General features: G+C 58.3%; 25 protein-coding genes. 10 read left to right on the plus strand and 15 right to left on the minus strand.

The genetic code is table 11. From position 1 onward, the window contains the following. Positions 1 to 35: 35 nt before the first annotated feature. On the plus strand, positions 36 to 2,681 hold the full coding sequence (gene alaS / locus ABL922_RS01790; protein ID WP_349022494.1) for an alanine--tRNA ligase: 2,646 nt from the start codon (positions 36 to 38) through the stop codon (positions 2,679 to 2,681). On the opposite strand, the gene ABL922_RS01795 is transcribed toward alaS, so the two are convergent. The 3 genes from ABL922_RS01795 to ABL922_RS01805 form a co-directional block, all read right to left on the minus strand. Then, positions 2,659 to 4,449 carry a cation:proton antiporter gene (locus ABL922_RS01795; protein ID WP_349022495.1) on the minus strand — a complete coding sequence of 597 codons (1,791 nt, stop codon included), beginning with the start codon at positions 4,447 to 4,449 and terminating at the stop codon, positions 2,659 to 2,661. The genes alaS and ABL922_RS01795 overlap by 23 nt on opposite strands. A gap of 39 nt (positions 4,450 to 4,488) precedes the next feature. Continuing rightward, the gene (locus tag ABL922_RS01800) at positions 4,489 to 5,712 is read right to left on the minus strand and encodes an NADP-dependent isocitrate dehydrogenase (protein ID WP_349022496.1); all 1,224 of its coding nucleotides are present in this window, start codon (positions 5,710 to 5,712) and stop codon (positions 4,489 to 4,491) included. Between the two features lie 155 nt (positions 5,713 to 5,867). Further along, a complete protein-coding gene (locus ABL922_RS01805; protein ID WP_349022497.1) occupies positions 5,868 to 6,329 on the minus strand; it encodes a hypothetical protein in 462 nt (153 codons plus the stop codon). Between the two features lie 201 nt (positions 6,330 to 6,530). On the opposite strand from ABL922_RS01805, the gene ABL922_RS01810 reads away from it, so the two are divergent. Then, entirely contained in the window at positions 6,531 to 7,544 is a 1,014-nt protein-coding gene (locus ABL922_RS01810) for an NAD-dependent epimerase/dehydratase family protein (RefSeq protein WP_349022498.1), read from the plus strand. Positions 7,545 to 7,578: 34 nt separating this feature from the next. Here the strand turns inward: ABL922_RS01810 and ABL922_RS01815 are convergent, their stop codons facing one another. Then, on the minus strand, positions 7,579 to 8,070 hold the full coding sequence (locus tag ABL922_RS01815) for a hypothetical protein (RefSeq protein ID WP_349022499.1): 492 nt from the start codon (positions 8,068 to 8,070) through the stop codon (positions 7,579 to 7,581). Positions 8,071 to 8,486: 416 nt separating this feature from the next. Here ABL922_RS01815 and ABL922_RS01820 point away from each other — a divergent pair, with 416 nt between their 5' ends. The 3 genes from ABL922_RS01820 to ABL922_RS01830 are packed head-to-tail and all read left to right on the plus strand — an operon-like array spanning position 8,487 to position 11,403. Further along, positions 8,487 to 9,221: a phosphatidylserine decarboxylase gene (locus tag ABL922_RS01820; protein WP_349022500.1), complete on the plus strand. Its 735-nt coding sequence runs from the start codon at positions 8,487 to 8,489 to the stop codon at positions 9,219 to 9,221. Positions 9,222 to 9,252: 31 nt separating this feature from the next. Beyond that, on the plus strand, positions 9,253 to 10,020 hold the full coding sequence (locus ABL922_RS01825; RefSeq protein WP_349022501.1) for a phosphatidylcholine/phosphatidylserine synthase: 768 nt from the start codon (positions 9,253 to 9,255) through the stop codon (positions 10,018 to 10,020). A gap of 54 nt (positions 10,021 to 10,074) precedes the next feature. Beyond that, on the plus strand, positions 10,075 to 11,403 hold the full coding sequence (locus ABL922_RS01830; protein WP_349022502.1) for a DNA recombination protein RmuC: 1,329 nt from the start codon (positions 10,075 to 10,077) through the stop codon (positions 11,401 to 11,403). 6 nt (positions 11,404 to 11,409) lie between these two features. Here ABL922_RS01830 and ABL922_RS01835 read toward each other — a convergent pair whose 3' ends face one another. From ABL922_RS01835 to ABL922_RS01865, 7 genes are read right to left on the minus strand one after another with little or no spacing between them, the layout of a single operon-like run. Next, positions 11,410 to 12,213: an RNA methyltransferase gene (locus tag ABL922_RS01835; protein ID WP_349022503.1), complete on the minus strand. Its 804-nt coding sequence runs from the start codon at positions 12,211 to 12,213 to the stop codon at positions 11,410 to 11,412. A 4-nt stretch (positions 12,214 to 12,217) separates the two neighbouring features. After that, positions 12,218 to 12,496, minus strand: coding sequence for an HPr family phosphocarrier protein (locus tag ABL922_RS01840; protein ID WP_349022504.1), 279 nt, complete (start codon positions 12,494 to 12,496; stop codon positions 12,218 to 12,220). Next, the gene (locus tag ABL922_RS01845) at positions 12,493 to 12,897 is read right to left on the minus strand and encodes a PTS sugar transporter subunit IIA (RefSeq protein WP_349022505.1); all 405 of its coding nucleotides are present in this window, start codon (positions 12,895 to 12,897) and stop codon (positions 12,493 to 12,495) included. Before ABL922_RS01845 ends, ABL922_RS01840 begins: the two co-directional genes overlap by 4 nt. Before the next feature lie 44 nt (positions 12,898 to 12,941). Then, the gene (rapZ, locus tag ABL922_RS01850; protein WP_349022506.1) at positions 12,942 to 13,877 is read right to left on the minus strand and encodes an RNase adapter RapZ; all 936 of its coding nucleotides are present in this window, start codon (positions 13,875 to 13,877) and stop codon (positions 12,942 to 12,944) included. Beyond that, complete coding sequence (locus ABL922_RS01855) at positions 13,874 to 14,353, minus strand: aldolase (RefSeq protein ID WP_349022507.1); 480 nt, start codon at positions 14,351 to 14,353, stop codon at positions 13,874 to 13,876. The genes rapZ and ABL922_RS01855 overlap by 4 nt, the downstream gene beginning before the upstream one ends. Continuing rightward, complete coding sequence (locus ABL922_RS01860) at positions 14,350 to 15,936, minus strand: ATP-binding protein (protein ID WP_349022508.1); 1,587 nt, start codon at positions 15,934 to 15,936, stop codon at positions 14,350 to 14,352. Before ABL922_RS01860 ends, ABL922_RS01855 begins: the two co-directional genes overlap by 4 nt. Further along, positions 15,905 to 16,612, minus strand: coding sequence for a response regulator transcription factor (locus tag ABL922_RS01865; RefSeq protein WP_349022509.1), 708 nt, complete (start codon positions 16,610 to 16,612; stop codon positions 15,905 to 15,907). Before ABL922_RS01865 ends, ABL922_RS01860 begins: the two co-directional genes overlap by 32 nt. A 158-nt stretch (positions 16,613 to 16,770) precedes the next feature. Here ABL922_RS01865 and ABL922_RS01870 point away from each other — a divergent pair, with 158 nt between their 5' ends. After that, positions 16,771 to 18,402, plus strand: a complete 1,632-nt coding sequence (locus ABL922_RS01870; protein WP_349022510.1) for a phosphoenolpyruvate carboxykinase — start codon at positions 16,771 to 16,773, stop codon at positions 18,400 to 18,402. A 37-nt stretch (positions 18,403 to 18,439) separates the two neighbouring features. Then, complete coding sequence (locus ABL922_RS01875) at positions 18,440 to 18,889, plus strand: hypothetical protein (RefSeq protein ID WP_349022511.1); 450 nt, start codon at positions 18,440 to 18,442, stop codon at positions 18,887 to 18,889. Positions 18,890 to 18,896: 7 nt separating this feature from the next. Here ABL922_RS01875 and ABL922_RS01880 read toward each other — a convergent pair whose 3' ends face one another. Then, positions 18,897 to 20,765: a DUF885 domain-containing protein gene (locus tag ABL922_RS01880; RefSeq protein WP_349022512.1), complete on the minus strand. Its 1,869-nt coding sequence runs from the start codon at positions 20,763 to 20,765 to the stop codon at positions 18,897 to 18,899. 159 nt (positions 20,766 to 20,924) lie between these two features. Further along, on the minus strand, positions 20,925 to 21,302 hold the full coding sequence (locus tag ABL922_RS01885) for a DUF3597 domain-containing protein (RefSeq protein ID WP_349022513.1): 378 nt from the start codon (positions 21,300 to 21,302) through the stop codon (positions 20,925 to 20,927). 180 nt (positions 21,303 to 21,482) lie between these two features. Here ABL922_RS01885 and ABL922_RS01890 point away from each other — a divergent pair, with 180 nt between their 5' ends. Further along, positions 21,483 to 22,127 (plus strand): DUF937 domain-containing protein, encoded by a 645-nt coding sequence (locus ABL922_RS01890; RefSeq protein WP_349022514.1) that lies wholly within the window; start codon positions 21,483 to 21,485, stop codon positions 22,125 to 22,127. Between the two features lie 2 nt (positions 22,128 to 22,129). On the opposite strand, the gene ABL922_RS01895 is transcribed toward ABL922_RS01890, so the two are convergent. Both ABL922_RS01895 and ABL922_RS01900 read right to left on the minus strand, forming a co-directional pair. Beyond that, positions 22,130 to 22,579: an NfeD family protein gene (locus tag ABL922_RS01895; RefSeq protein WP_349022515.1), complete on the minus strand. Its 450-nt coding sequence runs from the start codon at positions 22,577 to 22,579 to the stop codon at positions 22,130 to 22,132. Position 22,580: 1 nt separating this feature from the next. Then, positions 22,581 to 23,495: an SPFH domain-containing protein gene (locus tag ABL922_RS01900; RefSeq protein WP_349022516.1), complete on the minus strand. Its 915-nt coding sequence runs from the start codon at positions 23,493 to 23,495 to the stop codon at positions 22,581 to 22,583. Positions 23,496 to 23,576: 81 nt separating this feature from the next. On the opposite strand from ABL922_RS01900, the gene ABL922_RS01905 reads away from it, so the two are divergent. Together ABL922_RS01905 and ABL922_RS01910 are read left to right on the plus strand one after the other, a co-directional pair. Continuing rightward, complete coding sequence (locus ABL922_RS01905) at positions 23,577 to 24,407, plus strand: CoA ester lyase (RefSeq protein WP_349022517.1); 831 nt, start codon at positions 23,577 to 23,579, stop codon at positions 24,405 to 24,407. A gap of 13 nt (positions 24,408 to 24,420) precedes the next feature. Continuing rightward, positions 24,421 to 25,920 (plus strand): M28 family peptidase, encoded by a 1,500-nt coding sequence (locus ABL922_RS01910; protein ID WP_349022518.1) that lies wholly within the window; start codon positions 24,421 to 24,423, stop codon positions 25,918 to 25,920. The last annotated feature ends 26 nt before the right edge of the window (positions 25,921 to 25,946 follow it).

The raw sequence follows: 25,946 nt of genomic DNA on the forward strand, positions 1-25,946 counted from the left end.
CAGCACGCTTTGCCGTCGCCTAAGTCGCGCTGGCTATGACCTCGACAAACGATATCCGCCGCGGCTTTCTCGACTATTTCGGCAATGCCGGACATGATGTGGTGCAGTCTGCACCGCTGGTGCCCTATAACGACCCGACATTGATGTTCGTCAATGCCGGGATGGTGCCGTTCAAAAATGTGTTCACGGGCCTCGAAACCCGCGAAACCCCGCGCGCCGCATCCAGCCAGAAATGCGTGCGTGCAGGCGGCAAGCATAACGATCTCGACAATGTCGGCTATACCGCGCGGCACCACACCTTCTTTGAAATGCTGGGAAATTTCTCATTCGGCGATTATTTCAAGGAACAGGCGATCACCCATGCCTGGACGCTGCTGACCAAGGTTTGGGGCCTGAACCCGGATAAATTGACAGCAACTGTTTATCACACCGACGACGAAGCCTTTGATCTGTGGAAGAAGATCGCAGGCCTTCCCGAGCATCGCATCATTCGCATCCCGACTTCGGACAACTTCTGGTCGATGGGCGATACCGGGCCCTGCGGCCCGTGCAGCGAAATTTTCTATGACCATGGCGAGCATATTTTCGGTGGCCCACCGGGAAGCCCGGATGAGGATGGCGACCGTTTTGTCGAAATCTGGAACCTCGTCTTCATGCAGTTCGAACGGCAGGATGATGGCAGTGATGTGCCGCTGCCCAAACCGTCGATCGACACCGGCATGGGTCTGGAACGCATCGCTGCGGTGATGCAGGGCGTGCCAGACAATTATGACACTGATACCTTCAAGGCGCTGATCGCGGCGTCCGAAGAATTGACCAGCACCAAGGCGGAAGGCGAGCAGAAAGCGAGCCACCGTGTGATTGCAGACCATCTGCGTTCGACCAGTTTCCTGCTTGCCGACGGCGTGATGCCGTCGAACGAAGGTCGTGGCTATGTGCTGCGGCGCATCATGCGGCGTGCGATGCGTCACGCGCATCTGCTGGGTGCGAAAGAGCCCTTGATGCACCGTCTGGTCGGCAGCCTTGCTGCTGAAATGGGCGCAGCGTATCCCGAATTGCTGCGCGCGCAGCCGCTGATCGTAGCGACGCTGAAACAGGAAGAAACCCAGTTCCGCCGCACGCTCGACAAGGGGTTGAGGCTGCTTGACGAGGCAACCGGTGGCATGAAGGCGGGTGATGTGCTGGCGGGTGAAACCGCATTCAAGCTCTACGATACCTTCGGCTTCCCCTACGACCTGACTGAAGATGCCTTGCGCGCGCAAGGCTTTGGCATCGACCGCGCTGGCTTCGATGCCGCGATGGATAATCAGAAAGCGATGGCGCGCGCCGCGTGGAAGGGTTCGGGTGCCAAGGCTTCGGACGAGGTCTGGTTCGATATTGCTGAGCGCGTCGGTTCGACCGAATTCACCGGTTACACCGCGATCGAAGGCGAGGGGCAGGTGGTTGCACTCGTCAAGGATGGCGCTGAAGTACAATCCGCCAAGGTTGGCGACAGCGTGACGCTGATTACCAACCAGACGCCATTCTACGGAGAGAGCGGTGGCCAGATGGGCGATGCGGGTAGCATCACAAGCCTGTCGGGCTTTGCCGCGACTGTCACTGACACCTCAAAGCCGCTGGGACGCCTGCATGCGCACCAGTTGACCGTTGATACGTGCGAAGTGAAGGTGGGTGATGTTGTCCAGCTGCGGATTGACACAGAACGCCGCGATACGCTGCGTTCCAATCATAGCGCGACGCACCTGTTGCACGCGGCGTTGCGCAACCGACTGGGTAGCCATGTGACGCAAAAGGGCAGCATGGTGGCGCCCGAACGCTTGCGCTTTGATTTCTCGCACAATCAGGCCGTTACGCCTCAAGAAATTGCCGACATCGAAGCCGAAGTGAACGCGCAGATCCGCCGCAACACGGCGGTGACAACGCGTCTTATGGCCCCCGATGAGGCTGTCGAGGCTGGCGCATTGGCGCTGTTCGGTGAAAAATATGGCGACGAAGTCCGCGTACTCAGCATGGGCGAAGTCGAAGGCAGCAATTATTCGGTCGAATTGTGCGGCGGCACGCATGTCAATGCGCTGGGCGATATCGCGCTGATGACCATTGTCTCGGAAGGCGCAGTTGCCAGCGGCATCCGTCGTATCGAGGCACTGACGGGTGAAGCTGCGCGCTTGCACCTTGCAAACCGCGAAATTCAGCTCAAGGACGTTGCTTCGCTTTTCAAGGTTTCGCCTGACGAAGTCGCCGCCCGCGTCGAGACGCTTCTGGCTGAGCGCCGTGCGCTCGAAAAGGAATTGTCAGACACCAAGACCAAATTGGCGCTATCCGGTGGCGGTGGCTCGAAGGCGGAGGCTGAAAAGCTCGGCGACATCAACTTCATGGGCCAGGTCATTCCGGGCATCGAACCCAAGGCATTGCGCGGTCTAGCCGATGAGCAGATGAAGGCACTCGACGGAGGCGTGGTTGCGATCATCGCGGCAAACGAAAATGCCAATACCGTGGTGGTTGCCGTTTCACCCGAATTGACCGGCAAATTTGCCGCACCCGATTTGGTTCGTGCAGCAACTGCTGCGATGGGCGGGCAGGGCGGTGGCGGTCGTCCGGAAATGGCGCAGGGCGGCGGTCCCGCAGGCAGCGATCAGGCGCTGGCCGGGATTGATGCGATCAAGGCTGTGCTGGCTGGCTGAGCCTGCTGCGCAGTTTCAAGCGGGGGAATTCGTCCAGCTCCCCGGCCTCTTTGATGGCGCGGCGGAACTCGTCGCGCTTTTCATGGATAGAGGCGATCACTGGGCCCATTGCAATTCCCAGATCGACTAGAACTGCTTCGGATAGCTGCAACGAGCTTTCGAGCGTTTCGGGAACCGCATCGCTAACTCCCGCCAGATAGAGCTCCGCAGCATGGTCAGCATCACGGGCACGGGCAACGATGGTGAGATCGGCGAAATCGGTGCGAATGCGCTTGACTGTCTTTGCCGCCAGCACGGGATCGTTCATCGTTAGTACCAACGCCTTTGCCGTTTCCAAATGTAGACGATGCAAGGTCTGCGGCTTTCCGACATCGCCAAAGATCACATTATACCCGTCACGCCGTGCAGCGACTACTGCATCTACATTATGCTCGACCGCGATATAGGGCTGGTCATGCGCTTGCAGCATTTCAGCGACCAACTGTCCGACGCGTCCGAAGCCGATGATCACTGTGCGTGATTGTGCGCTTTCGCTGATTTCTTCAACAAGGGTCTGCCCACTCGACCGAACCTGTATTCGCCGTGCCATATCGTGGCCAATCCGTGCCAAGATAGGTGTGATCAAGAGGCCGATCACCGTGGCCACCTGCCAGAATTTGGCTGTTTCGGCATCGATGATCTGTGCCGCACTTGCCGCTCCCAGCACAATCAAAGTGGTTTCAGACGGGCTCGCCATCAATAGCCCGGTTTCTGTAGCAACCCCGGGCCGGACACCCGAAAATTTCAACAAGCTGCCGACTACAAGGGCATTGATGGTGACCGCAACAACAACAGCTGCTGCCAACCTGTTCCAATTGGACAAGATAAAGCCGATATCGATCTGCATCCCGATACTGATCAGGAATACACCCAGCGCCAGCCCTTTGAACGGCTCGACCACGGTTTCAACTTCGCCGCGGTAATCGGTTTCGGCAATGAGCAGACCGGCGATCAGCGCACCTACGATGGGTGAAAGACCAACCGCGGCGGTCGCCAAACTCGACAATATGACGACGAGCAAGGTTGCTGCGATAAACAATTCCGGGCTTTTGGTGCGCGCGGCCTGCCCGAACAGCGGCGGGAGCAGGAAGCGACCGGCGACTAGCATCGCGACAATCACTGCCAGCCCTTGCCACGCCACAGTAAACAGCGCGTCCCACCCGCCACCGCTTGCAGCCTGCGGGCCGAGCACGCCGAGGATGAAGATGATCGGGACGATCGCCAGATCTTCAAACAGCAGCATAGCAAATGCCGATTTACCAACTGACGATGTAGTGCCGGCAATCGGAAGCACCAATGCGGTAGAGGAGAGCGAGAGTGCGAGACCAAGCCCGATAGCTTCGGTGGCGCTGTAGCCGACTGCGAATAGGGTGCCACCAATCAACATCGCGCCGCCAAACAATTCGGCAGCACCCAATCCAAAAACCTGTTTGCGCATCCGCCAGAGCCTGCGGAAGGATAGTTCCAGTCCGATACCGAACAGCAACAGGATGATGCCGAATTCGCCGATACGTGTGATTTCTTCGGTATTGGAAATCGTGACCCAACGGAGCCACGGATATTGGTTTGCTAGCGCGCCCAGACCCATCGGCCCAACCAGCACACCGACAAGCAGGAATCCGATAATCGGCGTAATTCGCAAACGCGCAAATGCCGGGATCACAATCCCCGCCGCGCCCAAAATGATGAGCGCGTTATTCAATCCCTCAGTATGGAGTTCGGCGGCCATATTCCCTCTTAAGGGGAAGCGGCCGCCGATGTCAGCAGATTACTGCCAGTTGGCCATTTTTGTTTCGAGATTGGCGCGAACCGCCTCGAAGAACTGCTCGGTGGTCATCCATGCCTGATCGGGGCCGATCAGGATGGCGAGATCCTTGGTCATCGCGCCGCTTTCGACGGTTTCGATGCACACCTGCTCGAGCGTTTCGGCAAAGCGGGTCACGTCGGGCGTGTCGTCAAACTTGCCGCGGAACTTGAGGCCGCCGGTCCAGGCAAAGATCGATGCAATCGGGTTGGTCGAAGTCGCCTTGCCTGCCTGATGCTGGCGATAGTGGCGGGTGACGGTGCCGTGTGCGGCTTCCGCTTCGACGGTCTTGCCATCGGGCGTCATCAGGATCGAGGTCATCAGGCCGAGTGAACCAAAGCCCTGCGCAACCTGATCCGACTGGACGTCGCCGTCATAATTTTTGCAAGCCCAGACGAATTTGCCACTCCATTTAAGCGCCGATGCGACCATGTCGTCAATCAGGCGGTGTTCGTAAACGATACCGGCTGCGGCGAATTTTTCCTTGAAACCTTCAGTGTCGAAGATTTCCTGGAATAGATCCTTGAAGCGCCCGTCATAGGCCTTGAGGATGGTGTTCTTGGTGGAAAGATACACGGGCCAGCCAAGGTTGAGGCCGTAGTTGAGCGAGGCGCGAGCAAAGTCACGGATCGAATCGTCGAGATTGTACATCGCCATTGCGACGCCGCTGCTCGGGAATTTGAAGACTTCGAGGTCGAGCTTTTCGCCATCATCGCCGTCAAAGACAAGGCGCAACGTGCCCGGGCCGGGGATCAGCGTGTCGGTCGCGCGATACTGGTCACCAAAGGCATGACGGCCAACGACGATCGGGTCGGTCCAGCCGGGGATCAGGCGGGGGACATTTTCGATCACGATCGGTTCGCGGAATACAACGCCGCCCAAGATATTGCGGATCGTGCCGTTGGGCGATTTCCACATTTTCTTGAGGTTGAATTCTTCGACACGCGCTTCGTCAGGCGTGATCGTCGCGCATTTGACGCCGACGCCATATTGCTTGATCGCGTTGGCGGCATCGACGGTGATTTTGTCGTCGGTCGCGTCGCGGGCTTCGACGCCCAGATCATAATATTTCAGGTCGATGTCGAGATAGGGCAGTATCAGGCGTTCACGGATCCATTCCCAGATGATCCGGGTCATTTCATCGCCATCGAGTTCGACGACGGGGTTTTTCACCTTGATTTTTGCCATGACGAAGCTGCTTTCCTTTGGGGATTCTCTAATTGTTTCCGCCTGCGCCATAGCAAGATTTTGGCGATGAGCAAGCGGGGTCACAAGCTTGCAAAAGCAAGACCAAAAGGCAGCCTAAGGTAACAAAGCTCCACATGAACCCTACCCCCCATCTGTTACCTTATGTCACCTTTGGCCCTGTTATCCCCTGAAAGCCGCTGCGCATTTTGAAAGCGGTCTTCCCCCGGTGCCGGGGATTTCAGGAAACCGGCCATCAACCGGCCATCTGGGCCATGGCCGATCTCCACCGCGCCGCCGGCCTTCACCATGATGGTGGTAACGCCATTGATCGCGCGGGCCATCAACTGGTCTAGCATCCGCTGCCGCCCCTCGGTCAACGCCGCCTGCCATGCTTGCGCAAAGCTCGCCGCATCGGGCCGTTCGAGGAGTTTATAAGCTGACTTGCGCGACATGCCGACGGCGCGGCAGGCGGTTGCAACTTGGCCGGTTACCGTGAGGACCTGAATAAACGCCTTTTGCCGTTCGGGCGTCCAGCCATCATGGCGGTGGCGTTGCAGGGGGACCGGTGTGAAACGGGGCGCGCAGTTTTCGCCATCGGGGGTGTATTCGTTTTCCATCTGCGAGGATACATCAGAGGAAACCCTACATTTCAAGGGTTTTTGTGTGGCAGCTTTGTTGGGGGGATCCGGACAGGCGGGTTTCATCCTCAAATTCGTGAAACCGGACATTGATACAACCTCGGACGCGGCAATCGTTGCAACAACAGCCCGACCTTCTACCATGTGCGGCAATTGGACAAAGTGGCTTTGGAGAGGCCGATGAAGATTCTCGTTGTAGGCGGGACAGGATTTCTGGGCGGTGCGGTGACGGCTGAAGCCGTAGCAGCTGGGCATGAGGTAAGCATATTTACACGCGGGAGGACGCCGTTAGAGCTTCCACCCACTGTTACAGCGCTTGTCGGAGATCGGCACGCCGATCTGTCGGCGCTGCACGGGATGTGTTTCGATCTGGTAGTGGACACATGTGCGTTTACGCCGCTGTCGGTCAGTCTGCTGCTCGACGCGTTGTCGCCCGACATCGGGAAGTATGCGCTGGTATCGAGCTGTTCGGTTTATTCGGATTGTTCATTGCCAGATGTCGACGAGGATGGGACAGCGCCCTGTGCAACCGAGGACCAGCTTGCGTTTGCAAACGCGATCCCACTTGCCGATCGGTCAGACGCTATGTCCTACGGCCTGGCATATGGCCCATTAAAGCGGTCCGCAGAGCTTGTCGCCATCGACCGCCTTGATCGCCGCGCATTAATCCTCAGGTCGGGTCTGCTGGTCGGTGCGGGCGACTATAGTGATCGGCTGACCTATTGGGTCCGGCGCGTTGATGAAGGCGGAGCAATGGTCGCTCCGGGCGATCCGACGCGGCGCATACAGTTTATTGACGTGCGCGACGCAGCCAATTTCATCGTTGCTGGTGCCGAACATGGGTTGGGTGGAGTCTTCAACCTGACTGGCTCGCCGATGACGTGGGAGAAGTTCCTCCGCGCATGCCAGACAATGTCAAATTCGGATTGTGAATTGCGTTGGACTGCCGACGACGACATCCTCGCTGCTGGCGTCGTGCCTTGGACGGAACTGCCTCTCTGGATTCCTGCGAGGCACAAACCGCTCAGGCACTTCCTCGAAATAAGCACGGCCAGAGCGTTTGGGGCGGGTTTCCAAACGCGTGCGATTGAAGAAACGATTGGCGACATTCTAATGTGGGACCGTCAACGCAGAGCGATGCCATTGAAAGCTGGTCTGCCGACAGACAAAGAAAGCACATTGCTTTCGCAGTAGCGGATGACAACGCTTTGAAACGGCAGCTACGCTCTCAATAGTCGAACCGCATCCCGCGGCATGGGGCCGGGCGCAGTTGATAGTCAGCGAACACTGACGGCGGCTTGTCCTTAGGCTGCTCGGTGATGGTCCAACGCCAGCCAGTGCCGGAGCGGTTGAATCGATTGAGATACGTCGCGTCCGAGAAGCGGTAGCGTTGCACAAAACCATCCTGTTCCAGCTCGCCGAGACCCAATGAGGGTTCGTAAAGGCCACCGAAAGTGTCCGAGAATATCGACCCGATACCTTGGGGTTGCTCGCCAGCGCCATAGGTAATCGCCGCTTCATACGGGTCCGACCCGGTCGCGCGCAGGTGCAGGGTTAAATAGCGCCGACCTAGATGCCACTTGCCCTGCGCGATCGACGGCGAGTCTTTGCCTTGAACCTGTCCGCTTACGCGCCAGCAACCTTCCAAACCGCCCACAACCGCCAAGCCGGGCGGTACGGTATAGGTCGGCGTCGCCAGCATTAGCATTAATGTCAGCACCACCGTCTCCTATCCCGCAACCTACGGCTCTAGATCACAGAAAAGGCAGGGCTTCAAGTTCTCGATCATCGATCCAACAAGACCATAACTTGGCAAGTCTGCCCTCGTTCGACAATTTGTTCGCCAATCTACCTACAGAAAACGGGCAGCGCCTAAGTGTCAGAACCGGTCGGTTGTGACACTGCTGAACGAACTACGCATTTCTGCCATTTTGAGGATGTCACAAACGTGTATCGCAAGGTCTGCTTTCGACGAAACTGCGAGTTGAGCTAAACGATCAAATACTTGTCGAAACCAGACATCATACCCTGACACCCCAGTTTCACCCGACATTTCAGCGCTCTAAAATCCGAACCCACCTCCAACCCAAGCTAACAGTTGTAACATCGCGCCACTCGCCCTAGAAGGCGCGCACAATGACAAAGCAAGAATTGACAAACCGGGGCACCGGGGTCGCAAAATGGTCTTTTCCCCCGGTTCATCCGGAAGGGCGCAAATTCGGTCTCATCGCTGCGGCGGTGACGGCGATATTTGCCTTTATGGCGTGGGAAACGCTGGCCTGGCCCATGGCGGGCATCACCATCTGGACGCTGGCTTTCTTCCGTGATCCCGCCCGCGCAACACCCATCGATGATCGTTTCATCGTTTCGCCCGCCGATGGCCTTGTGACCCTGATTGAAAAGGTGTTGCCGCCGCCAGAACTCGCCGGTCCGGCAGGGCTGGGCGATCAGCCAATGACGCGCGTCTCGATTTTCATGAGCGTGTTCGATGTGCACGTTAACCGCACGCCAATTAGGGGCACGATCAAGCGCGTTGCCTATATTGCTGGCAAATTCCTCAACGCCGATCTCGACAAGGCGAGTGAGGAAAATGAGCGTCAGCATTTCCTTGTCGAACGGCCCGACGGCGTGCGCATCGGCTTCACCCAGATTGCAGGGCTTGTCGCGCGCCGGATCATTGCCTTTGTGAAAGAAGGCGATGTCGTTGCCGCAGGCCAGCGTGTCGGCCTGATCCGCTTTGGTAGCCGCGTCGACGTCTATCTGCCACATGGCACCGCGCCGCGCATCATCAAGGGGCAGCGCTGTATAGCCGGTGAAACCATCCTCGCTGAAATCGGCGTCGATCAGGATCTGCGCGCAATCGCCCATTGACAGGCTATAGCGCGCGTCCGACAGCAGCATCATGACCGAGAACACTACTCGCCCGGGAATATCGCTGCGTGCTCTCGCGCCCAATGCGGTCACCGCAATGGCGTTGTGTACCGGCCTGTCGGGCGTCTGGTTCGCGATGCAAAGCAATTGGAGCGCGGCACTATTGTCTGTTGTGGTTGCGGGCGTGCTCGATGCCATGGATGGCCGTATCGCCCGCATGTTGAAGGGCGAGAGCCGCTTTGGCGCTGAACTGGATTCCTTGTCCGATGTGATTGCTTTCGGCGCGACACCGGCGCTGATCATTTACAGCTGGGCGCTGCAGCATATGCCGCGCTTTGGCTGGACGATCTGCCTTTTCTTCGTGCTGTGTGCGGCACTTCGACTGGCGCGGTTCAATGCGCGGATTGACGCCGATGATCAGCCGCACAAATCCGCCGGGTTCAACACGGGCGTGCCTTCGCCCGCCGGTGCTGGACTGGCCCTGTTACCGCTCACAATCTGGCTCGAAACTGGTACCGAATGGGCGCGCGACTATAGGCTGATTGGTCCGTGGATGCTGTTGATTGCTGCGCTGATGATTTCGAACGTCGCGACGTTCAGCTGGTCCTCAATTCGTATTCGCCGTTCTTTCCGCTTTCTGACGTTGGCAGGGGTTGGGCTGTTCGCAGCGGCGCTGATTTCGGCGCCATGGGTTGCATTGATTGCGGCGAGTGTTGTGTACGCGGGACTGATCCCGTTGAGCGTCATGAGCTATGTCAAGGTGAAGCGCGCGCGCCGGGCAGCAGCGCAAAGCGCTTGACGCGCAGCCACTTCAGCCTATGTTCCATATTCGTTCCTTGGACTGGAGCTTGAGTTGGAATCCTTGATTGTCATTCTGGTGGTTGTTGCTGCCTTGCTGGCCGGGCTTGGCCTTGGCTGGCTGATGGGCGGAAAGGCAGCGCGTGCTGGCGCGGAGACGACCGTGCAATTGCGGGCGATGCTTGATGAAGTCGTCGTCGAACGAGATGCTGTAAAGGACAGGCTGGCGCGCCTAGAAACCTCGCTCGAGGAGCGCGAACGCGGGTTCGACGAGCAATTGAAGGGTTTGTCAGAAGCCAAGGATTTGCTCTCCGCACAATTTGGCGAGATCGGGCAGAAGCTGCTTGGCGAAGCGCAGCAGGCGTTTTTGCAACGCGCTGACGAACGTTTCCATCAGGCGGGTGAGAAGAATGAAGAGCGTCTGAAGCAATTGCTCGCGCCGGTTGGTGAGCGGTTGAAGGCCTATGAGGATCAGGTCGGCAAGATCGAGAAGGAACGCACCGAAGCCTATGGCGCGCTGACCGGCTTGATCGACCAGATGCGGGCAGGGCAGGAACGTGTGCAGAGCGAGGCGGCACGGCTGGTCAATTCGCTGCGCAACGCCCCCAAAGCGCGCGGGCGCTGGGGTGAGCAGCAATTGAAAAATGTCCTCGAAAGCTGCGGCCTTTCCGAACATGTCGATTTTGTTACCGAGGCAAGTGTGACGGTTGAAGATGGCCGTCTACGCCCTGACGCGATTATAAATATTCCGGGTGGGCGTAGCCTGGTTATCGATGCGAAGGTCTCGTTGAATGACTATCAGGATGGCTTCAACGCCGATGACGATGACGCGCGTCAGATCGCGATGACGCGGCACACAGCCTCTATGAAGAACCATATCGAAGGGTTGTCGCGCAAAGCCTATTGGGACCAGTTCGACGATGCGCCTGACTATGTGATTATGTTTGTGCCCGGCGAGCATTTTCTCGCCGCCGCTCTCGAACATGATCCGACTTTGTGGGACCATGCCTTTGAAAAACGCGTGTTGCTCGCAACGCCGACAAATCTGGTGGCGATTGCACGCACAGTGGCAAGCGTATGGCGGCAGGAAGGCTTGGCACGCGAAGCCAAGCAGATCGGCGCATTGGGTAAGGAAATGTATGATCGCATCGCACTTGCGGCGGAACATATGCGCAAGCTTGGCGGAAGTCTGGGGCGTGCGGTCGGGCAATATAATGATTTCGTCGGCAGTTTCGACCGGAACGTCATGTCGACAGCGCGCAAGTTTTCTGAGCTGAATATCGAAACCGGCAAGCGTGATCTGGAAGATGTGCCTCTGGTAGAGGCTGTGCCGCGCTATTCGGGCGAGATCGAGCAGGGACTGATAGCGTCGAACGAGAAGTGACGTTTCTCAGCCGCGACGAAACTGGTTCAATACCTCATAGGCCATCACGGCAGTTGCGACCGCAGCATTCAAGCTGTCCGCCTTACCCAGCATCGGCATTTTGACGAGCAGATCGCATTCGGTTTCGTATGCCTCGGGTAGCCCCTGCGCTTCATTGCCTGTCAGGATGAAGCAGGGCGCGGCATAACGCCCATCCTGATAGTCGGTTTCGGTCTGCAGGCTGGTGCCCACCAATTGCCCGGCGCCATTGCGCAGCCAAGGCAGGAATTCATCCCAGCGGCACTGCACCAGCTTTTGCGTAAAAATCGCCCCCATACTCGCGCGCACGGCTTCGACCGAAAAGGGATCGGTGCAGTCGTCGAGCAGGATCAGACCTCCAGCGCCAACCGCATCGCCGGTTCGCAACATGGTGCCCAGATTGCCCGGATCGCGCATAGCCTGCGCCACCAGCCAGATTTGCGCGCTGTTGCGGTTGAGCGATTCGAGCGGGGTTGCCATTTCACGGTACACGCCGATGACCGTCTGCGGATTGTCCTTACCCGACAGCTTGGAAAGTATATCGGCGCTGGTTTCAATCACGTCGCCACCCGCCGCCAGCACTTCGCCCTCAAGCGCGATTTCCAAACTATGGGCATCGCGATCGGTGCAGCGGAACAGCATTTCAGGCAGGAACCCTGCTTCGCGTGCTTCGGTCAGTATGCGTAACCCCTCCGCCAGAAACAGCCCTTCGCGTTTGCGGTGCTTCTTTTCACGCAGCGATCTTACCCGCTTGATCAGCGGATTGGAAAATCCGGTAATTTCCCGGCGCATCGGATCAGTCTTCGCCGAAGCCGTCTGTGACCAGCCCGGCGAGCTTTTCGAGCGCCATAACCGATCCCTCTCCTTCGACATGGAGCGTGATGTCGCTGCCTTTCGCGGCACCCAGCATCATCAGACCCATAATCGATGTCCCGGTCACCATCTGCCCGTCTTTTTCGACCTGTACCTTAAGTCCTTCGGGCAAGCGGCTGACAAATGTCACAAATTTGGCACTTGCGCGCGCATGCAGGCCTTTTTGATTGACGATCGTCAGCGTGCGGCTGACCCGGCTCACCGCGATGCCTCCAGCAATTCGGAGGCCACGCTGATATATTTGCGTCCGGCATCGCGCGCCGCCAGCACCGCATCCGAAACACTCATATTCTTGCGCGCGCTTTCGAGGCGGATCAGCATCGGCAGGTTGACGCCCGCGATCACCTCCACCTTGCCGACTTCCAGCAGCGAGATGGCGAGGTTTGAAGGCGTGCCACCGAACAGGTCGGACAGGATGATTACCCCGTCACCGCTGTCGACGTCCTTGATTGCTTGCGAAATTTCTTTGCGGCGCGATTCCATATCGTCGCGCGGGCCGATGCAGATAGTGGCTATCTGCTTTTGTGGGCCGACCACATGCTCCATCGCGACGACAAATTCGTTCGCCAATGTGCCGTGGGTCACCAAAACCAGTCCTATCATGCGATTCCCGCTACCATATCCCTGATTGAAACCCCAATTTTCTTTCAGTCGTTATACATGGGGCGCGCCTGATTACCTTGCCATTCGAGCGCGTCAACCGGCCTTGAATGCAGATTGCGATGTTTTACGCTCGGTGCGTAGCCATCTTCGCGCAGCAGACGGGCAAATTTTTCGGTAACAAACACCGACCGATGGCGCCCGCCGGTGCAGCCAAAGGCGATGGTGACATAGGCTTTGCCCTGCGCGTCATAGAGCGGCAGCAGGTAGCGGAGCAGGTCAGCGATCCTGTCAAATGCCCCAACAAATGCCGGATCGGATGCAACATAATCGCCAACGGCCTGATCGAGCCCGGTCATCGGGCGCAATTCGGAGTCCCAATGCGGGTTTTTCAGGAACCGCAGGTCAAAGATCAAGTCGGCATTGGGCGGGACGCCACGCGAGAAACCGAAACTAACCAGCGAAACAGTCATCTTGCCATCGGGCAGGCGGAAGCGGTTGCGGATTTCGGCTTGCAGGTCGCTGGCAGACATGCGGCTGGTATCGATCACCAGATCGGACCAGTCGCGCAGCGGTTCCATCAAAGCGCGTTCTTGTGCGATACCATCGATCGCTGGCCGGTCCTGCGCCAATGGATGACGCCGCCTTGTCTCGGCATATCGTCGCTCGATTTCGACACCTGCGCAATCGAGGAACAGCGTCATAATTTCGATATCGGTACGCTGTTGCAGTTGCTTGATTTCGGCGATCAGCTTGGCCGGTTCAAACCCGCGTGTGCGGCTGTCGAACCCGATGGCGAGCGGCATTCCAGCGTCGATCTGGGCTTCTGCAGGGGGAAGATCGAGCAGCGATTTGGCAAGACGGATCGGGAAATTGTCGACCGCTTCCCAGCCGAGATCTTCCAATGTGTTAAGGACGGTCGATTTGCCCGCACCCGAAAGACCGGTGACCAGCATGATCTTGTTCGTGCCAGACCTGTTCATGCCGTCCCCCGATTGTAACCCGATGTTTCCAATCGCACCGGATGCTGGCCTGCGTCAACCATGCGACGGAATAGCATTTCGGCTTTCAGCGGGGCGGACATCTCGAAAGGCGCCAGCCGAGCATATGGAACCGACCAGCCAGCCAGTTCAATCCGGCCATCGCTGGCGGGGAGTCGATCAGGTGCTCGGTCGAGTTGCAAAACCATAGAGAGCGGCGTGCTCGGGATGTAATCGATGGAGCAAATCCCCACGCCGCGCACTTCAATCTTTCCGCTGATGCTGGGCGTTGCATGGATTTCGGGGCCATCACTGCCGTCAAGGATGTCGCAATAGTCATCGCAAACCAAAACCGCGCCACGATCGATCAAGCGAAGCGCCAGATCCGACTTCCCGCTGCCCGAAGCGCCGACCAGCAATATGCCCTGACCATCAATCGCAACCGCAGTAGCGTGGACCAAGGCGGTGGCGGCGCTCATCCTACGGGTTCGGGCTGCTGCGGCACGGGAAGGCTGATGCGGAAACAGGCGCCCTGCAACCCGTCGTCGCGATCATCGACGCTGATGCTGCCATGATGGCCTTCGATTATTGTACGCGCGATCGCCAGTCCCAGCCCGCTATGCTTGCCGAAACCTTCGCTTTCGGGGCGGGCGCTATGGAAACGGCGGAACACCGTTTCGCGCTCATGTGGCGGAATGCCGGGCCCTTGATCGCTGATGCGGATGATGACCTCGTCATCGCTGCGGGTCGCCGAGATTTCGACCACGCCATCGGGAGGTGAGAAGGAAACGGCGTTGTCGAGCAAGTTGGTCAGTACCCGCTCGATACGGATATCTTCGCCCATAATCACGGTGATGCCCTTGCGCGGGCGGGCAAAGGCAATGCGCACCGTGCCGTCGGCGCTGCGGCTTTCGCGCGTCTCGAGCAGTTGTTCGATCATATCACCCATATCGATCGGTTCGAAATTGGCCTTCGCGAGTTGGGCGTCGATCCGGCTGGCATCCGAAATGTCGCTGATCAAGCGGTCCATCCGCTGCACATCGGCATGCGCGACCGCCATCAATTGCGCGCGCAGTTCAGGCTTGTCGACATTGTCGATGCCATCGAGCGCGGAACGGAGCGAGGCGAGGGGGTTTTTGATTTCGTGCGCGACATCGGCCGCAAAAGCCTCGGTTGCATCTATACGCTGCCGCAGCGCGCTGCTCATGTCAGACAGGGCCCGGGCGAGCATTCCGATCTCGTCGCGGCGGGTGGGCATACGGGGTATAGTCACATCCGGTGAGCGGCCCAGCCGCACCCTGACGGCTGCGCGCGCCAGATATTGAAGTGGCTTTACGATGGTTCTGGCGAGAAACAGCGAGAGCAGCACTGAAATCACCAGTACAGCCAGCATGAAGAGCCCGATTGTGAATCGTTCAGCCCTGACAAGCGCGCGGATATCGCGAGGATTGCCTGTCGTCAGAATTCTGGTCTGATCGTCGGGCAAGATAGTCGACGCTGTCACCACATGCGTGAGGTCGGGGGCAAAACGGACTCGCGACGTGCTTTTGCTCGAACTGATTTCTGCCAATTCGGGCCAAGCAGACGCGGTGTCTTTGGCGGGCTCGCGATATAGCGCCAGATCGGGCGCGCGGACGATGAAGTCGAATCCCCGGTCCATCCAGCGTGCGGCGGTTTTACGCCAAGGTTCCTTCGTTGGATCGACCAACCGAAAATTTGGTCCGGTGGCGGTGTTGCTGTCATATGTTTTGCCACCATCAAGGCCATAGAGCCGCACCCGCAACTTTTCTGCTTTCGCAAATTTGGCGAGTGTAGCCGCATCTTCGTCGTCGGACATTGCGGCCAGACTTGTTGCCAGCAATTTGATTTGCGATTCTGCAGCCGCCTGCCGCTCGGCGACCAGCCGGGTTCGGTAACTATCAAGAAAGAACAGCCCGCTTGCCATCAGCGCCAAGGCAAACAGATTTACCGCCAAAATGCGCGAGGTGAGCGAAAGTTTGCGGCTCCAGCGCAGCTGGAAACGGTCGGCGTCAGGTGTCTGCAAAGCGATATCCCGCACCATAGAGCGTGTCGATTGCCGAAAATTCGGGGTCGATCTCACGGAATTTACGCCGCAGTCGTTTGATATGGCTGTCGATCGTACGATCATCGACATAGATGTCATCGTGATAGGCGATGTCCATCAACTGGCTGCGCGTGCGCACCACACCTGGTCGGGCCGCCAATGCCTCAAGGATCATGAATTCGGTGACGGTCAGTGTGACTGGCTTGCCCTTCCACTTCACATGATGGCGAGCTGGATCCATCTCCAGATCACCGCGCAGAAGCGGCTCCGGTTCGTCACGATTCACTTCTTCCGCAGGTCGGCTGCGAACGGCGGTCCGCCGCAATATCGCCTTGACCCGCGCGACCAGAAGGCGCTGCGAAAAGGGTTTCGTGATATAATCATCGGCGCCCATCGCCAAACCCAGCGCTTCGTCCAGTTCCTCGTCTTTCGAGGTCAGAAAGATAACAGGCATATCCGATTTTTCCCGCAGTCGGCGGAGCAGTTCGAGCCCATCCATGCGCGGCATCTTGATGTCGAAAATGCCCAGGTCGGCGGGGTTTTCTATCAGGGCTTTGAGTGCCGCTTCGCCATCGGGGTAGAGGCGCGTGACATAGCCTTCCGCCTGCATGGCGATCGAGACCGAGGTCAATATGTTGCGGTCGTCGTCGACAAGGGCGATGGTGGCGGACATTGCAGCGCTTATAAGAAGGCAAATCTGAACCTTCAATGCCAAGCGGGAAAGCTGGTGTTGCAGAGTGTGACAATTTTCTTTGGGTAAATTTGCGCGTCCGACGGTTTGACGTAAAGTCAGTGGTAGGTTAGGGGCCGCTGCATCCCTCGTGCATACCTATGCACCGCCCTCGCACAAAGGAAGCCATCGTGTCCGTTACGCCGAACTTCTCGCTTGAAAAACAAGGCATTAACACTCCAGCAAATATCTTCTGGAATCTCGGCACAGCGCAGCTGGTCGAATCGGCTTTGGCAAATGGTGAGGGCCATCTGGCGAAAGAAGGGCCGCTGGTCGTTGAAACGGGCAAGCATACTGGCCGTTCGGCGTCGGACAAATTCATCGTCCGCGACGCGACGACTGAAAACAGCATCCATTGGGGTAAGACCAATGTCGCGATGGATCCCGTGCATTTCGCTGCGTTGAAGGAAGATTTCATTGCAGCACTCGCTGCCAAGGAAAAACTGTATGTCGCCGACCTGTTTGGCGGCTCGCAGCCCGAATATCGCGTCAATGTTCGCGTCATCAACGAATTCGCCTGGCACAATCTGTTCATCCGCACGCTGCTTGTTCGCCCTGATGCAAGTGAACTAGCCGATCTGGTGCCCGAATATACGATTATCGATCTGCCCAACTTCCGCGCTGATCCTGCACGCCACGGCAGCCGCAGTGAAACGGTGATCGCAGTCAACTTCACCGAAAAGCTGATCCTGATAGGCGGCACGGCCTATGCCGGCGAAATGAAGAAGTCGGTTTTCGGCATTCTCAACTATCTGCTTCCCGAACAGGGCGTGATGCCGATGCACTGCTCGGCCAATATCGGCCCCAAGGGCGATACCGCAGTCTTCTTCGGCCTTTCGGGTACCGGCAAAACCACGCTGTCGGCGGACGCCAGCCGCACTCTGATCGGTGACGACGAGCATGGCTGGTCGGATACGGCTGTCTTCAATTTCGAAGGCGGTTGCTATGCGAAGATGATCAACCTCTCGCCCGAGGCAGAGCCTGAAATTTTCGCCACGACCAAGCGATTCGGAACGGTTCTGGAAAATGTCGTCATGGATCCCGAGACCCGCGAGCTTGATTTCAATGACAACAGCCTCGCCGAAAACAGCCGCGGTTCCTATCCGATCGATTTCATCCCCAACGCGTCGAAAGACAATCTGGGCCCGGTTCCCAAGAACATCATCATGCTGACTGCCGATGCCTATGGCGTGCTGCCGCCGATCGCGCGGCTGACGCCCGATCAGGCGATGTACCACTTCCTGTCGGGCTACACCGCGCGCGTCGCAGGCACCGAAATCGGCGTGACCGAACCGACCGCGACCTTCTCGACCTGCTTCGGCGCGCCCTTTATGCCGCGCCATCCCAGCGTCTATGGCAATTTGCTCAAGGAACGCATCGCCAAGGGCGGCGTTACCTGCTGGCTTGTCAACACCGGCTGGACAGGCGGCAAGGCTACCGATCCGGGTATCAAGCGTATGCCGATCAAGGCGACCCGCGCGCTGCTCAACGCCGCGCTCGACGGCAGCCTGAACAACGCTGAATTCCGCAAGGACCCGAATTTCGGTTTCGAATTCCCGGTTGCCGTTCCGGGCGTCGACAGCAAGATCCTCGATCCGCGCGAAGCATGGGCTGACAAGTCGGCTTATGATGCTACGGCGCAAAAGCTGGTGCAGGCTTTCATCGACAATTTCGAGCAATTCGAACAACATGTCGATGCAGGCGTAAGAGAAGCCGCACCAAAGGCTGCGTAAGGGCCCGGCCATTTCCGGGAGCTCAAGGACCCCGGAAATGACCGATTATACACCCCGACTCTTCCCTGACGACGCAAGCATCATCCATGTGGGTGAGGGCCTGTTGGCGCGCACCTTGCCGCGTGAATTATGGACGCATGAGGCGCATCTGGCAGCCTGCTTGTGGATCGTGCGTGACCGCGCCGAAATCGACGCCGAAAGCGATATGCGGAACATCATTTCCAGCTACAATGTCGCGGTCGGCGGGGTGAATGACGAGGCGCAGGGCTATCACGAGACGATCACGCAGGTCTATATTGCCGCAGTGCGTGCGCATTTGCGCGAGATCGGTGAATCTTCTTTGCGTGACGCCGTCAATGCGCTGCTACTCTCGCCGCGTGGCCGACGCGAATTACCGCTGGCACATTATTCGCGTGAACGGCTTTTCTCGGTCGAAGCACGGCTAGGCTTTGTCGAGCCCGACCTCCGCCCGCTGGCGGAGATTTGATCGCCGCTCAGCCCTTTGCGCCCGCGACATATTCGGCGACATTCTTCGCGAGCACATCGAGCGGCACATTGCCCCCACGAACCACAGTGTCGTTAAAGTCACGCAAATCATAGCGGCTACCCAAAGCGGCTTGCGCCAGCCCGCGTTGCCGAACGATTTCGCTATGGCCTACCTTGTATCCGCAGGCTTGCCCCGGCCAACTGCAATAGCGATCGACTTCGCTTGCTACTTCCAGCGGATTTGATCCATTCTCCTCGACGAAGAAACGGACGCCCTGTTTGCGGGTCCAGCGTTTCGCATGGAGGCCTGTATCGACGACAAGGCGGCATGCGCGGAAAGCGAGGGACTGCAGAAAACCGAGGCGACCGACCTGATAGTCTTCATATAGGCCAAGTTCGTCCGCAAGTTGTTCGGCATAAAGCGCCCAGCCTTCGCTATAGGCGTTGAAGGCCAGCATGGTGCGGATCAGCGGCATCTGGTTAGCATATTCGCCCTGCCAGACATGCCCTGGAATGGCTTCGTGAAAGGCAAGATCGGGTAGGCTATACTTGCTGTGCAGATCGGTCGTGCGCAAATTGATCCAGAATTTTCCGGGGATCGAGCCGTCGATTGAACCGGCGCCGCCATAGGCTCCGGGTGCGCCGGGCTCCTCTTCGGGCGGCAGGCGCTTGACCTCCAGATTGCCGCGCACCAGCGTGCGGAAGGCGCGCGGCAGTTCTGCGCGGATCTTGCCCAGCCATTGTTCGATAAAGGCCATGATCTCAGCCCGACCCGCATCGCCTTCGCTAAACTGGTAACGCGGATCCTTCGCCAGCGCATTCATCCGTTCGCCCACCGAACCTTGTGTGTAACCGAGGCTTTTTAGGATCGGGTCCATCCGGCCGTGCAAGGTGCGCAGCTCATCGAGCCCCATCTGATGCACCTCTTCGGGCGACATCCGCGTAGTTGTGCTCGCCCGCAGCGCCCAGGCATAGAATTCGTCGCCCTGCGGGCGCGCCCACATGCCGGCTTCCATACCCGCTTTGGGCAGTTGCGCCTTGAGCTCGGCCAGTTGCCGTTCAAGCGCAGGGGCCACCTTGTCACGCGCAATCGAAGTCGCCCGTTCCTCCCAATTACCTGCTATGCCCAGCGCCTTGGTGCGTCGTGCTATGCTTTCAGCAAGCCCGCCGCCCTGCTGCGCACCGTTCACGCTCTGCTCCATCTGCCGGATCGCCTTTTCGATCAGGAAGGCCGGAGCGATCAGGCCCTTGCTTGCCGCCGCCTTCAAACGACCAGTCTCTCCGTCGAGGACAGAGGCATAAGCCTCCAGTCGCGAAAGATAGGCTTCGGCATCACCTGCGTCGCGGATGGGATGATCGCTATCGAGGAATCGCGGAATATCGAGATAGGCGCCGACATTCTGGATCACCACATAGGGTGTGTTGCGCCAACCCCCCACGGCGACATCGCCATAGGGCAAGGCGAAGCCCGCCAGTGCGACATCATAGGCGCTTTCAACGACGCCAAGGCTGGTGCGCGTTGCATGGTCGAGATCGGAAGTATCGAATGAACGAATGCGTTTGATATCCGCCGCCAACGTGTCCGCCACCGCTTTCTGGCCCGCGGCCGAACGGTCACCGAGTTTCCCGCGCATAGCAGCGCGCACGCCGGTGTCGATACCGAGCGAAGTTGCACCTTCGGGCGAATGGGCGAGCAAATTGTCCGCGATCGAATCGAGCAGCGTCGAAGCCCTCGACGCCGGTGTTCCCGCCGGAGCAGCAGGTATCGCGATTGCGGAATTCCCCCTCGCGCATCCGCCCAGCGCCAATGTAGCGGCGCTAGCGCCCAAGGCTGCCAGCGTTTGTCGACGGGAAATGTTTTGCACGCTGTCGGGCATTATCGGCTCCTCTCCTGAGTTGTCGGCGGTGATACCCACCATGACGTGAGCGTCAATAGCGGGCGGTCGTTCAGATGAGGGGTTTCGGCGAACGACATCCGGATACAAAAAAAGCCCGGCGCTTGGCCGGGCTTTTCGAATCGTATGAAGACTAGTCGCTCAGTCGAGCAGTTCGGCGGGAACCACGCCGCCATTCTTCGCCAGTTCGCGCATCACGGCCTTGTGCAGCCAGATATTCATTTCAGCGCTGCCTTCGAGTTCGCCGGGATAGCCGAGTTCCATCGCCAGATCCTTGCGTTCCTGCAGCGAGCTTTCCATGCCGAGCATCTTCATCAGATCGACGATCGACGTGCGCCAGTTCAGATTGCGACCGTCATTAGCGTCGATTTCTTCGAGGTGCGCGATCACATCGACGTCGCTGATCGCGACCGGTGCGGCCTCAACAGGTGCTGCAACAACAGGTGCCTCAGGGGCTGGCGTAGCGGCGACGGCTTTCTTGCCGAAAATGGCGTCTTTGATCTTTCCGAAAATGCTCATGTGTGTTCCTTCCTCATCGGGCGGTTTTAGATTGAAAACAGGATAGGCTGCTTCGATGACGTTTGGGAGAAGAAAGCGTCGCGCAATTGTAAAATCGAGGCAGGTCGATAAATTGGTCTATCGTTTGCGTGTTGAAGCTGCGAGATTGTTTGCAATCTGCCTGATAATAGGAGCGATTAAATGGACATGATGGAAATTCTCAAACAGTCGGGCGCAATCGGCTCGGTCGCGCAACAGCTTGGCGTCAATGAACAGATTGCGCAAGCCGGTGCTGAGGCGCTGCTTCCCGCCATATTGGGCGGTTTCAAGAAGACGGCGCAAGCGCAGCCCAGCGGTCTTGAGGGACTCGGTGGAATTTTGGGTCAGCTTGGCGGAGGCGGATTGCTCGACAGCGTGCTGTCGCCCGAACCGACGCCTGTTGAAAAAGGCAATGACGTCCTCGGACAGATTTTTGGCACAAAGGATGTCAGCCGTTCGGTTGCAGGACATGCGGCTGAGCAGACAGGTATCGATTCGTCGCTGTTGAAGAAAATGCTACCTTTGCTGGCGATGATTGTTGCCGGTTACCTCGCCAAGCAAGGTGGCGGCGAACAGGGCGGGGGTCTTGGCGGACTGATCGGTAGCGTGCTCGGTGGCGGACAGGCATCCGGCGGCGGCGGCCTAGGCGGTATGCTGGGCAATGTGCTCGGCGGCGCGCTCGGCGGCGGTCAGCAGGCTGCACCCGCAGCAGGCGGTCTGGGCGGACTCGGATCATTGCTCGACCTTGATGGCGATGGCAATCCGCTCGACGATATCATCGGGATGGCGGGCAAGCTGACCCGTTAGAGTCAGCCTACCGGTTCGACTTTTAATATAGCACCTTCTGCACCGGTGACGCGCACTTTTGCGCCTGCCGGTGCGTCGGCGCCATGGACATTCCACACGCTGTCACCGACTTTCACGCGGCCACGCCCATCGGCAATTGCCTCGACAACGGTGACAATCTCCCCGGTCAATCGTGCACCGCGATCATTGAGTTTCGGGTCGTCGCTTTCGATCGGATTGTCCTTCAGGAATTTCTTCCCGGCATAAACAGCCAGCACCGAGGCGATGGCGAAGATGGCGACCTGCATCGGGATCGAAACGGGCAGCAGAAATGCCAGCACACCGACGCCTGCCGCAGCCATAGCCAGCCAGATCAGGAAAAAGCCGGGGGCCAGCATTTCGGCGGCCCCCAATATCGCGGCAAGCGTCAGCCAGAACCAGTGCGGCGGGAATTCGGTCAGCCAGTCACCCATATCACTTTTCCTTCTTTTCCAGCGCATCGCGCGCAAGCTCACCAATGCCGCCGAGGGTGCCAATCAGCTGCGTGGCCTCAACAGGGAACAAAATGGTCTTGGCATTAGGGGATGTCGCAAACTGGCTGACCGCCTCGGTATATTTTTGCGCAATGAAGTAATTCAGCGCCTGTGTTCCCGAAGTGGCGATGGCGTCGGAGACCATGGTGGTCGCCTTGGCTTCTGCCTCTGCTTCGCGTTCGCGCGCTTCTGCATCGCGGAAGGCGGCTTCACGACGACCTTCGGCCTGCAGGATCGCACCTTGCTTTTCACCTTCAGCGCGCAGGATTTCGGCGGCGCGCATGCCCTCGGCTTCCAGAATTTGTGCACGTTTTTCACGTTCGGCCTTCATCTGGCGCGCCATTGCGTTTGAAATGTCAGCTGGCGGGCGAATGTCTTTGACTTCGACGCGGGTGATTTTGAGGCCCCAGGGTGAGGTTGCATGGTCGACGACGTTGAGCAGACGACCGTTGATATCATCGCGTTTCGACAAGGTTTCGTCGAGGTCCATCGACCCCATTACCGTGCGCAAATTGGTCGTGGTGATCTGCATGATCGCGACATAGAGGTCGCTGACTTCATAAGCCGCCTTGGCGGCATCAAGCACCTGGAAGAAGACGACTGCGTCGACGCCGACCATCGCATTGTCCTTGGTGATGATTTCCTGCCCGGGAATGTCGAGCACCTGTTCCATCATGTTCACCTTGCGGCCAACACGGTCGAAGAAGGGAATGATGATCGTCAGGCCGGGTTGGGCAGCATGGGTGAAGCGGCCAAATCGTTCGATCGTATAGACATAGCCCTGCCGGACCACCGTGACCCCCATCATCAGAAAGATGATCACCAGTATCGGTAAGACGAACAAAAAGATTTCCATGACATAGCTCCCGTTTGACGTCGGCCAATCTCCCAAATATGCGCAAGGTTCACAAGCGAAATCGGATAGGGAGCAGGGCGCATGACTTTGGTCGAAAAACTGAAATTGGTCCGGACCGCGCTTTACGTGCCGGCGATCAATGAGAGAGCGCTCGAAAAGGCGCGCGGGCTCGATGTCGACATGCTGATCATCGATCTCGAAGACTCGGTACCGGCTGAAAGCAAGGCGGATGCTCGCGTCGCTGCAGTTGCAGAAGTGGCAAAAGGATTTCCGGGCAAGCTGGTCGCGATCCGTTTGAACGGCCTCGACAGCCCCGAACTGGCGGCGGACATAAAGGCGGCAGAAAGATCTCACGCCGATTGCTTTGTGCTGCCCAAGGTGGAGGCGGCGTCCGATCTTGATCCGGTGGTGGCGCGGCTGCCCAATCCGGTGTTGGCGATGATTGAGGGGCCTGCAGGCATCTATAACGCGCGCGAAATTGCCGCCCATGCAGCCGTTGCCGGGCTGATCGCCGGGGTGAACGACATCTGCGCCGATATGGGGATCAAACCCGGACCCAATCGTGAGGGATTGGAACTGGCATTGCAGAGCATCGTGCTGGCCGCCGCGGCAGCAGGCAAGCCCGCCTTTGATGGGGTGAATAACAAGCTGGACGACATGGGCGGGCTAGAGGCGGAATGTCTGCAGGGTCGCTGCTATGGCTTTGCTGGCAAGACGTTGATTCATCCCAATCAGGTCGCCATCGCCAACGCCGCATTCGGCCCGAACGAGGATGAAATTGCGAAGGCCGAAGCACTGATCGCGGCCTCGACCGGCGGGGCACAGCGGCACAAGGGCAAGATGATTGAAAGCATGCATGTCGAAGAAGCGCGAAGGACGATAGAACGTTCTCGACATAAGATAGGCAGTTAGACTAACTGCACATATGCCCGCACTTCGCCTTTTCATTCTGCTGTTATCGTTCAGCCTCTACGGCGCGGTCGCGATTGCCAAACCCGTCACAGAAATGGACTTGCGCAAGCATGTCGAGATTTTGGCTTCGGACGATTTTGAAGGCCGGGCACCCGGTACCGAAGGTGAGCGCAAGACGCTGGCCTATCTGGAAAGCCAATGGGCCAAAGCAGGGCTGAAGCCCGGCGCACGCGGTGGTAGTTGGTATCAGCCGGTAGAACTCGTCAGGCGCGGGCCAAAGCAGGCCAGCGTCCAATTTTTTGCCAAGGGCGACAAGCTGCGCATAGTCAGCGACGACATATTGCTGGTCGGCAGGGATGCGGCCTATAAAACGACTAAACTGCCATCAATCTTTGTCGGCCACGGGGTCAACGCCCAAGGTAAGGTTGCTGCGGATGTGAACGGCAAACTGGCGTTTCTTCTGGCCGATGACACCGAATTCCTGCCATCCGACATGAAAGCAGCGCGTAACCGCCGCACTGCGTTGATCGATGCTGGCGCTGCAGCGGTCATCTCGATTTCCGGCGAGCAGTTTGATTTTCCGATCTATCGCCGAGCGCTTTTGTCCCGTCCGACCAGTTGGACGGCGCGGGACAAGCGTGCCGACATCGAAGGTGTGGTCAGTCCGCAATATATGGTTGCGCTGGTTACAGCAGCAGGCGGCGATTGGGACAAATTGCGCGCAGCCGCACGGTCTGCCGACTATGCCGGTCAATCGCTTGGCTTGACCGTTGATCTCGACATTCAGAGCGAGGTCGAACGGATCAGCAGCAACAATATCATTGGCAAAATTTCAGGGCGCAAGGCCGGAAGCGGTGCCGTGGTTTTCATGGGGCATTGGGACCATTTCGGCATTTGTAGGCCAGAAGGTGAGGAGGACCGCATCTGCAACGGGGCGGTCGACAATGCCAGCGGATTGGCAGTGCTGACTGAAGTCGCCAAACGCCTCGGCAAGGCAAAGTTGGATCGCGACATCTATTTTGTTGGCACGACCGCTGAGGAATCAGGATTGCTGGGCGCTCGCGCTTTCGCCGCCGACCCGGCCGTGCCGCTTGACCAGATACAGATTGTGCTCAACGTCGATACGGTTGCGATCGCACCCAAAGGTGCCAAGGTCGCGATCATCGGGCGTGGCAAGACCGGCCTTGACGCCGAAGTCGAAGCCGTGGCGCGCAAGATGAAACGCAAGATCGAACCATCGACCGATGCGAATGCGTTCCTCCAGCGGCAGGATGGTTGGGCACTGACCGAGAAAAATGTGCCCGCCTTGATGGTCGGTGGGGCTTTCGCCGATCTCGGCAAGATGGAAGCCTTTTTGAAGACCGACTATCATGGCCCCAGAGACGAGGTCGTCGAGACACTCCAGCTTGGCGGCGCTGCCGAAGATGCCGACCTGCATGTCGAGCTTGGCCGCTATTTTGCCGATGCGCGTAAATTCAAACCGAAAAAGGCCGAGAAGGGGACTGGCGAATAACCGGTTCACTGTTTACATGGGCCGCC

It is taken from the genome of Sphingorhabdus sp. (genome assembly GCF_040079335.1).
Classification (GTDB): Bacteria; Pseudomonadota; Alphaproteobacteria; order Sphingomonadales; family Sphingomonadaceae; genus Sphingorhabdus_B.